Source organism: Candidatus Pantoea rara (genome assembly GCF_051136265.1).
In the GTDB taxonomy this organism is placed as follows: Bacteria; Pseudomonadota; Gammaproteobacteria; order Enterobacterales; family Enterobacteriaceae; genus Pantoea; species Pantoea rara.
This window is the reverse complement of the sequence record NZ_CP194942.1, coordinates 906393-919406: the sequence shown is the minus strand read 5'-3', so window position 1 is coordinate 919406 and position 13014 is coordinate 906393. Positions and strand designations below refer to the sequence as shown.

The 13014-nt window shown below is 52.4% G+C and carries 12 protein-coding genes and 4 tRNA genes; 1 reads left to right on the top strand and 15 read right to left on the bottom strand.

Annotated elements, in window-relative coordinates; all coding sequences use genetic code 11:
- Positions 1 to 127: 127 nt before the first annotated feature.
- The 13 genes from gshA to tam all read right to left on the bottom strand — a co-directional run bounded on the left by gshA (position 128) and on the right by tam (position 10362).
- Positions 128 to 1735: a glutamate--cysteine ligase gene (gshA, locus tag ACR8BF_RS04450; RefSeq protein WP_434745599.1), complete on the bottom strand. Its 1608-nt coding sequence runs from the start codon at positions 1733 to 1735 to the stop codon at positions 128 to 130.
- 31 nt (positions 1736 to 1766) lie between these two features.
- The gene (locus tag ACR8BF_RS04445) at positions 1767 to 2195 is read right to left on the bottom strand and encodes a YqaA family protein (protein WP_179898405.1); all 429 of its coding nucleotides are present in this window, start codon (positions 2193 to 2195) and stop codon (positions 1767 to 1769) included.
- Entirely contained in the window at positions 2192 to 2758 is a 567-nt protein-coding gene (yqaB, locus tag ACR8BF_RS04440) for a fructose-1-phosphate/6-phosphogluconate phosphatase (RefSeq protein ID WP_434745598.1), read from the bottom strand. Before yqaB ends, ACR8BF_RS04445 begins: the two co-directional genes overlap by 4 nt.
- A 459-nt stretch (positions 2759 to 3217) precedes the next feature.
- Positions 3218 to 3294, bottom strand: a tRNA-Arg gene (locus ACR8BF_RS04435).
- A 71-nt stretch (positions 3295 to 3365) separates the two neighbouring features.
- A tRNA-Arg gene (locus ACR8BF_RS04430) sits at positions 3366 to 3442 on the bottom strand.
- Positions 3443 to 3521: 79 nt separating this feature from the next.
- A tRNA-Arg gene (locus ACR8BF_RS04425) sits at positions 3522 to 3598 on the bottom strand.
- An 8-nt stretch (positions 3599 to 3606) separates the two neighbouring features.
- Positions 3607 to 3699 (bottom strand) — tRNA-Ser (locus ACR8BF_RS04420).
- A 283-nt stretch (positions 3700 to 3982) separates the two neighbouring features.
- Positions 3983 to 4168 (bottom strand): carbon storage regulator CsrA, encoded by a 186-nt coding sequence (gene csrA / locus ACR8BF_RS04415; RefSeq protein ID WP_008927091.1) that lies wholly within the window; start codon positions 4166 to 4168, stop codon positions 3983 to 3985.
- 248 nt (positions 4169 to 4416) lie between these two features.
- Positions 4417 to 7044, bottom strand: coding sequence for an alanine--tRNA ligase (gene alaS, locus ACR8BF_RS04410; protein ID WP_434745597.1), 2628 nt, complete (start codon positions 7042 to 7044; stop codon positions 4417 to 4419).
- Positions 7045 to 7177: 133 nt separating this feature from the next.
- A complete protein-coding gene (locus ACR8BF_RS04405; protein ID WP_179898408.1) occupies positions 7178 to 7696 on the bottom strand; it encodes a regulatory protein RecX in 519 nt (172 codons plus the stop codon).
- Positions 7697 to 7819: 123 nt separating this feature from the next.
- Positions 7820 to 8890, bottom strand: coding sequence for a recombinase RecA (gene recA, locus ACR8BF_RS04400; protein ID WP_179898409.1), 1071 nt, complete (start codon positions 8888 to 8890; stop codon positions 7820 to 7822).
- A gap of 95 nt (positions 8891 to 8985) precedes the next feature.
- Entirely contained in the window at positions 8986 to 9480 is a 495-nt protein-coding gene (pncC, locus tag ACR8BF_RS04395; RefSeq protein ID WP_434745596.1) for a nicotinamide-nucleotide amidase, read from the bottom strand.
- Positions 9481 to 9585: 105 nt separating this feature from the next.
- On the bottom strand, positions 9586 to 10362 hold the full coding sequence (gene tam, locus ACR8BF_RS04390) for a trans-aconitate 2-methyltransferase (protein ID WP_434745913.1): 777 nt from the start codon (positions 10360 to 10362) through the stop codon (positions 9586 to 9588).
- 166 nt (positions 10363 to 10528) lie between these two features.
- On the opposite strand from tam, the gene ACR8BF_RS04385 reads away from it, so the two are divergent.
- Complete coding sequence (locus tag ACR8BF_RS04385) at positions 10529 to 11419, top strand: dihydrodipicolinate synthase family protein (RefSeq protein ID WP_434745595.1); 891 nt, start codon at positions 10529 to 10531, stop codon at positions 11417 to 11419.
- A gap of 30 nt (positions 11420 to 11449) precedes the next feature.
- Here ACR8BF_RS04385 and ACR8BF_RS04380 read toward each other — a convergent pair whose 3' ends face one another.
- On the bottom strand, positions 11450 to 11785 hold the full coding sequence (locus ACR8BF_RS04380) for a zinc ribbon domain-containing protein YjdM (protein ID WP_313700881.1): 336 nt from the start codon (positions 11783 to 11785) through the stop codon (positions 11450 to 11452).
- Between the two features lie 80 nt (positions 11786 to 11865).
- A complete protein-coding gene (gene mltB, locus ACR8BF_RS04375) occupies positions 11866 to 12948 on the bottom strand; it encodes a lytic murein transglycosylase B (RefSeq protein WP_136197516.1) in 1083 nt (360 codons plus the stop codon).
- Positions 12949 to 13014 lie beyond the last annotated feature (66 nt).

The window sequence follows — 13014 nt, the reverse complement described above, 5'->3', positions numbered from 1 at the left end:
TTTTTTTAAAACGATGAAACTTTTCTGTTCGCCCAACGTCTGAATATATGAAAGACGCGCATTTGTTATCATCATCCCTGACAACAGAGATGTTAATTTGGCCACATTGATGTGGCCTTTTTCTTTTCTACCCTTCCCGGCCTGCCAGATACGCTTCAAAATCCAGCTTATCATCTGCTTCCAGCTGCTGCTGTGCAGTTACAGATTCCTGCGCCTGACGCGTGAAATCCTCTTCTGTCAGCACTTCCAGCGGCTCTTCGCAGAGCAGATGGCGATACTGTTCAGCCAGCGCCACACCGGTTCCGGTGACACCATTCTCCTTCATTGCCTGAAGGATGCGCGCCGAGTAGGTTAGCTCAGGATCGTCGAACGATGCTACCAGTTGATCGCAAACCTGCTGATATTCCGTGCTGTCCTGATTATGACTGTCTAAGACTTCAGCAACCCGACGCAGATCGGCAAACAGGGTTTTGCCCACTTCAACCAGCGAATGTTCAGCTTCTCCGCAGCCCACAGCAATTTTCTGATCCGGTTTACGCCCTTCCAGCACCACACGATTCCAGTTTTTGCGGGTGCACTGCAACTCATCTGCACTCATTTCCGGCGCATCGGCCAGAGTACACCAGATCAGGAACAGGTCGAGGAAACGAACCTGATTCTCATCAACGCCGATGGCAGAGAACGGGTTAATATCCAGCGAACGCACTTCAATGTATTCGATGCCACCACGCAGCAGCGCATCAGAAGGCGCTTCACCCGAACGTGTGACACGCTTAGGTCGGATTGGGGCATAGAGCTCGTTCTCAATCTGCAGCACGTTGGTGTTGAGCTGCAGCCAGTTACCGTCAGCATCTTTAGTGCCCATCGCCGCATACTCTTCTGACGGCGTTTTGATCGCCTTCTTCAGTGCAGTGACATAGCCTTCCAGCGAATTAAACGTGATGCCCAGAGAGCTCTGCGATTTATTGGTGTAGCCTAAATCGCTCAGACGCAGCGATGTGGCGTACGGCAGCCACATCGTGTCTTTGTCATTGGTTTCGAAGGGCAGCGCGCTCTCACGGCCCTGCAGGAAGCTGGAGCTGATAGCTGGCGAGGCACCAAACAGATATGGGATCACCCAGCCGAAGCGATAATAGTTGCGGATCAGCCGCAGGTAGCCCGCTGAGATGGTCTCTTTTCCGCTTTCCTGATCTTTCACGTCAGCCCACTCCTGCCAGAATGAAAGTGGCAGCGAGAAGTTGTAGTGAATGCCGGAGATGGTCTGCATCAACGCGCCGTAGCGGTTTTTCAGGCCTTCGCGATAGAGGGTCTTCATCTTACCGATATTGGATGTGCCATATTGCGCCAGCTCGATGTTGTCTGCGTCGTCAATCACACACGGCATACTGAATGGCCACATGCGTTCATCACCCAGTTCACGGGCAACGTGGCGGTGAATATCGCGCAGGAATGCCAGCATATGATCGATGCTGTGATCCACTGGCGTAATAAATTCCAGTAATGTTTCGGCAAAATCAGTGGTGATCCAGTCATGCTTAAGCGCCGAGCCCAGATATTCCGGGTGGCCGCTTTTTGCCAGATCGCCATTTTCCTGTACACGCAGCGTTTCACGTTCGATGCCACGGCCAATCCCTTTAAGGGCATTGGGATGCGCTTCCAGCCAGGAAAGCGCTTTAGATACGTCTGGGATCACATTACCCCCCCGCTGTGATAATAATTTATTTTTGTTCAGCATAATGTTAACCGTAGCCTCGAATCTGTGCGAATCAATGCCACCATTGCAAACCCTGTAATGTGGCAGTCGCGATAACGATATAACGCAGTGTTTTGCCGATAGCGAGAAACAGCATCGCGGGCAGCCAGGCGAAACGTAACCAGCCTGCGAGAACGCAAAGCAGATCACCTATCACCGGCAGCCAGCTGAATAATAATGCTGCAGGTCCCAGTCGGTGCAACCACGTCATTGCTGTGTCATGCCATCGCCCCTGACGTTTTAGCGGCAGCAAGCGACCAATAAGAATGTTGGTTAAACCGCCCAAGGTGTTTCCCAGTGATGCGGCTAAAAGCAACCCGTAAACTGATGTCTTTTTTGCGATTAATAGTGCTATCAGCAATGCTTCAGAGCTTCCCGGCAGGAGTGTCGCACTCAGAAAACTGCTGCCAAACATTGAGGCATAGGTAAGAACGTCACTCACAGTAAGCGGACATCCACCACAGCCATGCCTGCCGCCTTCGCAGCCTGAATACCAAAGTCTGCATCCTCAAACACTACACAACGTGCCGGAGCCACACCCATCAGCTCAGCGCAGCGTAAGAAGGTTTCAGGCTCAGGTTTATGACACTGTACGTCGTCAGCACCGACAACTGCCGCAAAAAGCTCACGCACGCCCAACTGCGTTAATAACGCCTCTGCCATGCTATGTTCGCTTCCTGTACCTACCGCCATCGGACGACGCCCGTGGTACGCTTTCACCACGTCCATTAAAGGCAGCGGCTTAACATTTTCCAGCAGCATCGCTTTCACAGCAGCGGTTTTTTCTGCGGCAAGAAGATGGGGATCGTGTGACGACTGATTGGATTCAATGATGAACTGCGCAAGCCGCCAGGCGGGTGCGCCATTGAAGTCGATAATACGTTCTTCATCCAGCGTTAATCCGTAACGCTGGAGAACCTGACGCCACGCTTTTCGATGTGTCGGCTCAGTATCAAGAATCGTGCCGTCCATATCGAAAATCAGGGCGTCATATTGATCGTACATTGTCACTCCGGACGTTCACCAAATGAGACATTACTTTAGCCTAATGTGGACAGGTTGTCGCCAGGGCGGATGAACAGCAAATGCTTTGAAAGCATTAGCAATTTTTGTTTTCAGATAAAGGTGATCGTGCGCGGCCAGTCATAACCGTACGAATTTTCAGCGATTTTTTAACATTATTCTTGCAAGCAAGCAGCGGCGGACGGGCGTGGGCAGTAAAATGGAGAACGCTGACGCGGAAAAGAGGTGTTACGTGTCGCTTAAGTCAGGATGATGAATCAGTGAGGCTGATTGCGCAGAAAAACAGTGCGGGTAAAGCCAGAGGGTAACTGCAGGGGAGAGGTCTGAATAGTGATTCAATTCGCGCCAGGCTCTGCGGAGATGATAAACGTGATATCTGCCTATAAGCGCTGAACGATTTTTACGTCATAACAAAGTGGGGGTTTTTGAAACTGAAGATAATGGTGCATCCAGGAGGATTCGAACCTCCGACCGCTCGGTTCGTAGCCGAGTACTCTATCCAGCTGAGCTATGGATGCATTGGGGTCTGTCTTTTGAGGTACAGCTTTTTATGGACTTACAGAAACCAACCTGAGGATGTTACAAAGAATGGTGCATCCAGGAGGATTCGAACCTCCGACCGCTCGGTTCGTAGCCGAGTACTCTATCCAGCTGAGCTATGGATGCATATATCTAATTCTTGTACAGCGCAGGGTGCTAACTACTCACCATGAAAGGAATTGCTAATTCGCTTTGTTTTTTTCGATGGTGCATCCAGGAGGATTCGAACCTCCGACCGCTCGGTTCGTAGCCGAGTACTCTATCCAGCTGAGCTATGGATGCATCGAAAATGGCGGTGAGGGAGGGATTCGAACCCTCGATACAGCTTTTGACCGTATACTCCCTTAGCAGGGGAGCGCCTTCAGCCTCTCGGCCACCTCACCATACGCTTTCTTTCGAACTGTGCGTCTGAACGTTGTTTCTGCTCATCGGCACTGCGTGGCGCACATATTACTTTCCCGGACTTTTAAGTCAAACAATTTTTCTGAAACTTTGTTTGATTGAGCAAATCACACACAATTGGGACAAAATGGCGACAAAAAGAGTGATTTATCAACAACGAAAGATGATGAGGTTAACAAAACAGTAGGGAAGCGGGAGAAAAGAAAAGAGACGATTTTTAGATAAAGCGGTAGCGCCTCGCACAGGTGCGAGACGCTGAATCCGTTAAACGCTGGTTTGTTGCGTTTTTTCAGCCTGGATGCGTTGATAGATCTCTTCGCGATGCACAGACACTTCTTTCGGCGCGTTAACCCCAATACGAACCTGGTTACCCTTAACACCCAGCACCGTTACAGTTACCTCATCACCGATCATGAGGGTTTCACCAACTCGACGAGTTAGAATAAGCATTCTTTGCTCCTTGAAAGATTAAAAGAGTCGGGCTAGTACAGGCTCCCGGCATTATCCATCATTTAACGCTGCACATTGACTATGAGAAATACACCAATGCACATCGATGCGCCAATACATTCTGCTGATAGTTAGTTTAGCCGAAATACACTACATCAACCTGACTTTGTCATTTGCTGCTTTAGCACCGTATTAAAAAGCGTCGGAACCGGAGTTCTGACGCTTTTTACAATGCCTTGTTCTATATGTTACAGGCGGCTGTTAACCCAGCTCTCAACCCCTGCCAGAGCCCCTTTCAGCGCTTCAGCATCAGTACCACCAGCTTGTGCCATGTCAGGACGCCCACCGCCCTTCCCGCCAACCTGCTGTGCCAGACCGGCAATCAACTCACCCGCTTTAACGCGGTCAGTCAGATCTTTGGTCACACCCGCAATCAGCGACACCTTACCTTCAGCAACCGTCGCCAGCACAATAATCGCCGACCCCAGTTGATTCTTAAGATCATCAACCATGGTACGCAACATTTTAGGTTCAACATTGTTGAGCTCACTGACCAGCAGTTTCACTCCCTTAACGTCGATGGCATTGCTGCTCAGTGAAGCGCTCTCCTGCGCGGCTTGCTGATCGCGCAGTTGCTGCAACTCTTTCTCCAGCGCCCGCACATGATCAACCAGACCACGCACTTTCTCGTTCAGGTTGCTGATGTTCGCTTTTACCAGCTGCGCCAGATCCTGTAGCTGGCTGCTCTGCGCATTGACCTGCGCCAGCGCACCTTCACCCGTAATCGCTTCGATACGACGAATACCCGCTGCAGTCCCTGACTCAGCCTGAATACGGAACAGGCCGATATCACCGGTGCGCGTAGCATGGGTACCACCGCACAGCTCAACCGAGAAATCACCCATAGTCAGAACGCGCACGCGCTGATCATATTTCTCGCCAAACAGTGCCATTGCACCTTTAGACTTTGCCGCATCCAGATCCATCACTTCGGTTTCTACCGGCAGGTTGCGACGAATCTGCGCATTGACGATATCTTCGACCTGACGAATCTCCTGAGGTTTCATCGCCTCAAAATGCGAGAAGTCGAAACGCAGGTATTTATCGTTAACCAGCGAGCCTTTCTGCGCAACATGCTCACCTAAAACCTGACGCAATGCGGCATGTAACAAGTGGGTTGCAGAGTGGTTAAGACGAATGCGCGCACGACGTGCAGCATCAACCTGCGCCTCAAGACGATCACCGATACGCAATTGCCCTGCGGTCAGCTTACCGACATGACCGATTGCCTGACCATATTTTTGTGTATCCTGGACGCTAAATTCAGCATTCTTCCCTTTCAGCAGGCCGGTATCGCCTACCTGACCACCTGATTCACCATAGAATGGCGTTTCATCCAGCACGACCACAGCATCCTGACCCGCAGTTACTTCATCAACCGCTTCGCCCGCAACATAAAGCGCTTTAACTGTGGCGGCTAAATCGAGCTGGTCGTAGCCTTTGAAGGAGGAGGCGGCATCGATGCGAATAACGTTGCTGTAGTCAGCGCCGAAGCCACTTGCTTCACGTGCGCGCTGACGCTGTTGCTCCATCGCCTGCTCAAAGCCCGCTTCGTCGATTTTCAGATTACGTTCGCGGCAGACATCAGCCGTTAAATCAGCCGGGAAGCCAAAGGTATCGTAAAGCCGGAAGACGATTTCGCCATCCAGCGTGTCGCCCTGCAGTTTTTCCAGCTCTTCGTCCAGCAGGGCCAGTCCGCGCTCCAGCGTTCTGGCAAACTGGTCTTCTTCGCTTTTCAGCACCAGCTCAACCTGAGCCTGCTGACGCTGTAACTCTTCGCCTGCAGCACCCATGACCTCAACCAGTGGCGCAACCAGCTTATAGAAAAAGGCTTCCTTGGCGCCCAGCATGTTGCCATGACGCACGGCACGACGAATGATACGACGCAGCACATAGCCACGGTTCTCATTCGACGGAATCACGCCATCGGCAATCAGGAAAGCACAGGAGCGGATGTGGTCGGCAATAACGCGCAGCGATTTGTTACTGAGGTCAGTCGCACCGGTAACCCGTGCAACAGCCTGAATCAGTTTCTGGAACAGGTCGATTTCATAGTTGGAGTTGACGTGCTGCAGAACGGCAGAAATACGCTCAAGGCCCATTCCGGTATCAACCGACGGTTTTGGCAGCGGCAGCATGGTGCCATCAGCCTGGCGGTTGAACTGCATAAAGACGATGTTCCAGATCTCAATGTAACGGTCCCCATCTTCCTCCGGGCTACCCGGCGGGCCACCCCAGATGTGATCGCCGTGATCGTAGAAAATTTCGCTGCATGGACCACAAGGACCGGTATCGCCCATCTGCCAGAAGTTATCTGACGCATACGCGCTGCCCTTGTTGTCGCCGATACGAATAATACGCTCGCGTGGCACACCGATTTCATTCGCCCAGATATCAAAGGCTTCATCATCGGTTTCATAGACCGTCACCCACAGACGCTCTTTTGGCAGGCTGAACCACTGCTCGCTCGTCAGCAGTTCCCAGGCAAAACCAATCGCCTCTCTCTTGAAGTAGTCACCAAAGCTGAAGTTACCCAGCATTTCAAAGAAGGTGTGGTGACGTGCGGTGTAACCGACGTTTTCAAGATCGTTGTGTTTACCGCCTGCGCGTACGCAGCGCTGTGACGTGGTCGCACGTGTGTAATCACGTTTGTCCTGACCGAGGAACACATCTTTAAACTGGTTCATCCCGGCGTTAGTAAACAACAAGGTTGGATCGTTATTCGGTACGAGGGAGCTGCTGGTTACAACCTCATGTCCCTTGCTATGAAAAAAGTCGAGAAACGCTTGACGGATCTCAGCAGTGCTCTTGCTCATATATGTCCTGGAATCACGCTAACGAACGTTCCCTCTGATCGGCGCGGCCACATTCTCGTGGTGCCTGATTAGCGGAACAAAAAGTGGGAATAAGATAAATTTTCTTCAGTGGGAAGTAAAATTACATCGGCTTTTAGTCATCAAAATTTCTGAAAACAGACTGGATATCGTCGGTCTGAAAGCCCTTTGACTGCAGATAGCGTAAGACTTTCGCCTTCTCTTTCCATTCTGTAGGCAGCGGGTGTCCGAATTTTCGTTCAGCCAGCTGAGCCGCGCATGCTGCCCAGTCGACTTCCGTCTCTTCCATTGCAATATCAATGGCTTCACGGTCGATGCCTTTCTGGGCCAGTTCAAGACGCACGCGCTGCGAGCCAAAGCCTTTACGGCTTCGACTCTGAATGAACCGTTCGGTGAAGCGTTCGTCGTTTAACCAACCGCTGTCCTGGCACCAGTCCAGTACCTGCTCCAGCAGCGCTTCGGTAATAATTTCGGGCTCTTTTTTTTGCGCCCATGCAGCACGCTGAGCTGACTGTTGCAGCTTACGGGCTAATTCTGCACGGCTGTGATCGCGCTGACCCAGGATACGCATCGCACGGTCAAGCAGACGAGAGTAAGAGACGGCATTAGGTTGGGGCTGAGAGGGTTCAGTCATACTGCGCACCTTGTACAAACAGAATGAGATTATGGCGACAGAACAGAGCAGAGGGAAGGCAAGAAAGGCAATAGAGGGGCTAAAAAACTACGGGAGAGGCTTTCGCCCCTCCCGCATCAGAGATTAGAAGTCTTCGTTCGCTTCACTTGCTGCATCTTCTTTCTCGGCAGCCTTGTCGGCTGCTGCGAGTTTGTCATCCGCGCCGTTGAGCAACATCTCACGCAACTTCAGATCAATTTCGTTTGCCACAGCCGCATTCTCTTTCAGGAAGTTGCCAGCATTCGATTTACCCTGACCAATCTTGTCGCCATTGTAGCTGTACCAGGCACCCGCTTTTTCAATCAGCTTGTGCTTCACGCCCAGGTCGACCAGCTCGCCAAAGGTATTAATACCTTCGCCGTACATGATCTGGAACTCAGCCTGTTTGAATGGCGCAGCGATTTTGTTTTTCACCACTTTAACGCGTGTCTCACTGCCGACCACGTTATCGCCCTCTTTAATTGCACCGATACGGCGAATATCAAGACGGACAGAGGCATAGAACTTCAGCGCGTTACCACCCGTGGTGGTTTCCGGGTTACCAAACATGACACCAATTTTCATACGGATCTGGTTGATGAAAATCAGCAGAGTATTGGACTGCTTCAGGTTACCGGCCAGTTTACGCATCGCCTGGCTCATCATACGTGCCGCGAGGCCCATGTGTGAGTCACCGATTTCACCTTCGATTTCCGCTTTAGGCGTCAGAGCGGCAACGGAGTCGACGATGATGACATCAACGGCACCAGAGCGCGCCAGCGCATCACAGATTTCCAGCGCCTGCTCACCAGTATCGGGCTGTGAGCAGAGCAGGTTATCAATGTCTACGCCCAGTTTCTTGGCGTAAACCGGATCCAGCGCATGCTCGGCATCAATAAAGGCACAGGTTTTGCCTTTACGCTGTGCTGAGGCGATAACCTGCAGAGTCAGCGTGGTTTTACCGGAAGACTCGGGTCCGTAGATCTCAACGATACGGCCCATTGGCAGACCGCCTGCACCTAATGCGATATCCAGCGACAGCGAGCCGGTAGAGATCGTTTCCACATCCATTGAGCGGTCTTCACCCAAGCGCATGATGGAGCCTTTACCAAATTGTTTCTCAATCTGGCCAAGCGCGGCAGCTAAAGCCTTCTGTTTGTTTTCATCAATCGCCATTTCAACTCCTAATCAAGCCGGGTAAACACGCACTCGGGGTGCCTGTACTCTTTCTGTTGCCGACAATTATACTGTATAGTCATACAGTATCAAGTTTAATTTGTCAGAAATTCGCCATACAGTTTCTGTAAGGCCCATGCCACCGACTGGCGGCGAACGGCATCGCGATTGCCATTAAAAATCTGTTTAAAAGTCAATACTTTATCCTCCGGCCCGGCAAAGCCAAACCACACCGTGCCGACCGGTTTTTCTTCACTGCCACCATCCGGGCCGGCAATGCCGCTGACAGAAATAGAATAGTCAGCATGAGCCGCCTGGCAGGCTCCCAGCGCCATCTCACGCACTACCGCATCACTTACCGCGCCATACTGCGCCAGCGAGTCAGCCTGAACATTCACCAGCTGCTGTTTGGCCTCATTACTGTAGGTCACGAAACCGCGTTCGAACCAGGCGGAACTGCCGCTGATATCGGTAAAGACTTTGGCAATCCACCCCCCCGTGCAGGATTCCGCACAGGTTACGGTGGCATTGCGCTGCTTCAGTTGCTCACCTATCTGCGCACTGAGTGCCTGTAATTGCTGATCATCCATTGCAGCTCTCCCTTAAGCTATGAGTTGAAGGTGGTGCAGAAAGACCACTTTTTCAAGGTCACTCGATCCTATTGCACTGTTTTTGCGACCGGCTTTCCATCACGCTTACTCTTTTTTCACTGCAACCATGAAAAAACGCGGGAAAGCGAGCAGAACCTGACCATTGGCCTGAGCCGGATAGGCGGTGAGCAGACGCTGGTGATAATCAGACAGAAAATCTCTCTGTTCAGATGCATCCAGCGTCGCCAGGAAAGGCCGTAATCCGGTCGCCTGCAGCCAGCTGATAATCGCCTGCGCATCGGCCATCACGTGATAATAGGTGGTACGCCAGATATCCACTTCGCAGCCTGCCTGCGTCAGCAAATTGTAATATTCACCAGTGGAAAGCAGCTGTGTACGCTCAGCGGCATCGGCTTTAATCCGTGAACGCCAGCGCTCCGTGGCTGCCACCTCGCGCATCAGTTGATGCGAGGGCTCATTGAGGTTATCAGGCATCTGGATCGCCAGCACGCCACCGGATGCCAGCTGGCTGACAAGATGAGGAAACAAGGCGGTATGATTGTCCAGCCATTGCAGAGACGCGTTGGCATAAACCACCTGCTGCGGCGCATCTGCCTGCCAGCTGCGGATGTCTGCCTGGAGAAAAAGGCAATTCGGCAGCCGTTCACTGGCCTGAGATAACATCGCCGCTGAACTGTCGAGCCCGGTGATCTGCGCCAGCGGCCAGGCATCGGCGAGCAGCTCGGTACTGTTGCCGGGCCCGCACCCCAGATCGGTTACCTGCTCAACCTGTTCCAGGCTGATGCGCGCCAGCAATTCGCGGGCTGGACGGGTTCGTTCCGCTTCAAATTTGCGATACAGCACAGGATCCCACTCTTTCATCATCACCTCTCACTCAGTTATCAGATGCATTTCCTTACTGAGACGGACGAAAGACGAAAAAGTGCGACCCGTTGCTCACTTTTGAATCATGCGCTGGCAGAGGCTGGCTGGAATAATTAAGTTAAAACGCTGTTTCATTTTTCAACATCTGCTTCAGGAGTCCGCTATGAGTGAAAAATCGGCCTTTGCCGGTGTCTGGTGCCCTACTGTCACCCCGTTCAATGCGCAGGGTGCCGTCGATATCGACGCGCTCGGGCGACACTTTTCCCGCCTCAATGACGCCGGTATCGATACCCTGCTCGTGATGGGCAGCATTGGCGAGTTCGCCTCACTGACGCAGCAGGAGCGTTTACAGCTGATTCAGGAAGCCCGATCCTTATCACCGCTGAAAATGGTAGCTAACGTCTCGGCCACCTGTATCCCTGACATGCTGAAGCTGGCTGAAGCCGCCTGGAAAAATGACTTTGATGCGGTGATGGTGCTGCCGCCCTACTATTACGGCCAGACGCAAAAGCAGCTGATGCACTACTTCGAAGCACTTGATGCGCAGCTGGGGGGGAAATGGTTTGCCTACAATTTTCCTGCACGCACCGGTTGCGATCTGACACCAGCGTTAATTGCCGCGCTGGCGGCAAAGCTGCCCAACTTTATCGGCATCAAAGATACGGTGGATTGCCTGTCGCATAATCGGGCGATGATCGAAGAAACCCGCAAGGTACGCAGTGATTTTGCCGTGCTGTCGGGGTATGACGAATATCTGCTTCCCAATCTGCTGGCGGGCGGTGCCGGGGTGATTTCAGGCCTGAATAATATTGTACCGGAGTACTTTGCAGAAATGATGGCGGCCTGGCGGACAGGCAATCTGCCTGAGCTGGCGCGTCTGCAACAGCAGATTGGCAGGCTGATGGCGATTTACACTGTTGGCGATGATTTTGTGACGACGATTAAAACGGCTGTGGCACGACGCTATAACTCGATGAGCAGCACCTCAAGAAACTACGGTGGCACGCTGAATGCGGAGCAGTGCGCCGCGATCGATCGACTGTTCAGCGAATAGAATAACGGGCGCGTCCCTGCGCCCCGGATCTCAGTTCTTTTTCACGAACTCAGATTTTAATTTCATCTGACCAAAGCCCTCGATTTTACAATCGATGTTGTGGTCCCCTTCCACCAGGCGAATACCTTTCACTTTGGTGCCGATCTTAAGCGATGAAGAGCTGCCCTTCACCTTGAGATCTTTGATCACCGTGACGCTGTCGCCATCTGCCAGCAAATTGCCGTTGGCATCACGCACTTCCAGCGATCCGTTGCTGCTGTCACCCTCTCCTTCGGTCCAGATATGACCGCAGGAGGGACAGTTGAGGTTCTCGCCATCTTGCCAGGTGTAATCGGCATGACAAGCTGGGCAGGAAGGTAAAGACATAACGACTCCAGAGGTATCAGTGGCTGTGTGGCCTGAAAAAGGGCGTCATCATATAACCTTACAGTTAACAAGGATAGTCTTTATAACAAGCCGCCCTGCCGTGCTTTGCTTACGGCCTCACCCAGTTGCCATACCGCCATCGCATAATGGGTACTATGGTTGTAGCGGGTGATGACATAAAAATTCGGCAGGCCGTACCAGTACTGGTAGCTGGTGCCTAAGTCGAGGCGCAGCAGACTGACCTGATTGTTACCGTCCAGCGAGCCCTGTGGCGACAGGCCTGACGCCGCCAGCATGCTCACGCTGTAACTGGTTTTGAAACCATCTTCCAGCATTGGTGCCTGACCGCTGGCCGGAACCGCCACATTTTCGCCACTGCGCCAGCCGTGCTTCTGGAAGTAGTGCGCCACGCTGCCGATAGCATCCACCGGATCCCACAGGTTTGCATGCCCGTCACCGTTGAAATCAACTGCATAATCGTTGTAAGAAGAAGGCATAAACTGACCATAACCCATCGCCCCGGCGAAAGACCCTTTTAGCGCCAGCGGGTCATCCTGTTCTTTACGCGACATCAGAAGGAAGGTTTCCAGCTCGCTGCTGAAGTATTCGGCGCGGCGCGGATAGTTAAACGATAAGGTCGCAAGCGCATCCAGAATCCGCGTTTTCCCCATCACGCGACCCCAGCGGGTTTCCACGCCAATGATGCCGACAATAATTTCCGGCGGCACGCCATAGACCTGCTGCGCGCGTTGCAGCGCATCCTGATACTGGTTCCAGAATGCCACACCGTTTTGCACGTTATCCGGCGTAATGAACTTGTTGCGATAGCGGATCCAGGCCCCATTAGGGCCCGGCGCGGGCGTATAGCTTGGTGCCTGTCGATCCATTAACCGCAGTACATAGTCCAGTCGTTTTGCCTGACCGATGATGTTGTGTAACTGCTCACGATCAAAGTCATGCTTCTCCACCATCTTATCGATAAATTGCTCTGCTGCCGGATTACCGGCGAAGTCACCAAACATCGCCTGTCCGCTGTGCGACGGCTGCAGTAAAAAACCGCCCTGTGGCGCAGCCAGCATCTTCTGCTGGGTCGGAACTTCAGGTTTGCTGCTGCAGGAGGCCAGAAGCGGAATGAACGCAAGGAGGGCTAACTTGAGACGCATCGGTTATCCATAAACGAGGAGGGTAAATTCAGATGCGGTAATAGTAGTCGTTCAGCGCGGTGACAT

What these genes read in the sequence shown, in the direction of transcription:
- gshA (WP_434745599.1), bottom strand. Translation starts at nt 1,735, where the DNA reads ATGCTGAACAAAAATAAATTATTATCACAGCGGGGGGGTAATGTGATC.
- yqaB (WP_434745598.1), bottom strand. Translation starts at nt 2,758, where the DNA reads ATGTACGATCAATATGACGCCCTGATTTTCGATATGGACGGCACGATT.
- csrA (WP_008927091.1), bottom strand. Translation starts at nt 4,168, where the DNA reads ATGCTTATTCTAACTCGTCGAGTTGGTGAAACCCTCATGATCGGTGAT.
- alaS (WP_434745597.1), bottom strand. Translation starts at nt 7,044, where the DNA reads ATGAGCAAGAGCACTGCTGAGATCCGTCAAGCGTTTCTCGACTTTTTT.
- ACR8BF_RS04405 (WP_179898408.1), bottom strand. Translation starts at nt 7,696, where the DNA reads ATGACTGAACCCTCTCAGCCCCAACCTAATGCCGTCTCTTACTCTCGT.
- recA (WP_179898409.1), bottom strand. Translation starts at nt 8,890, where the DNA reads ATGGCGATTGATGAAAACAAACAGAAGGCTTTAGCTGCCGCGCTTGGC.
- pncC (WP_434745596.1), bottom strand. Translation starts at nt 9,480, where the DNA reads ATGGATGATCAGCAATTACAGGCACTCAGTGCGCAGATAGGTGAGCAA.
- tam (WP_434745913.1), bottom strand. Translation starts at nt 10,362, where the DNA reads ATGAAAGAGTGGGATCCTGTGCTGTATCGCAAATTTGAAGCGGAACGA.
- ACR8BF_RS04385 (WP_434745595.1), top strand. Translation starts at nt 10,529, where the DNA reads ATGAGTGAAAAATCGGCCTTTGCCGGTGTCTGGTGCCCTACTGTCACC.
- ACR8BF_RS04380 (WP_313700881.1), bottom strand. Translation starts at nt 11,785, where the DNA reads ATGTCTTTACCTTCCTGCCCAGCTTGTCATGCCGATTACACCTGGCAA.
- mltB (WP_136197516.1), bottom strand. Translation starts at nt 12,948, where the DNA reads ATGCGTCTCAAGTTAGCCCTCCTTGCGTTCATTCCGCTTCTGGCCTCC.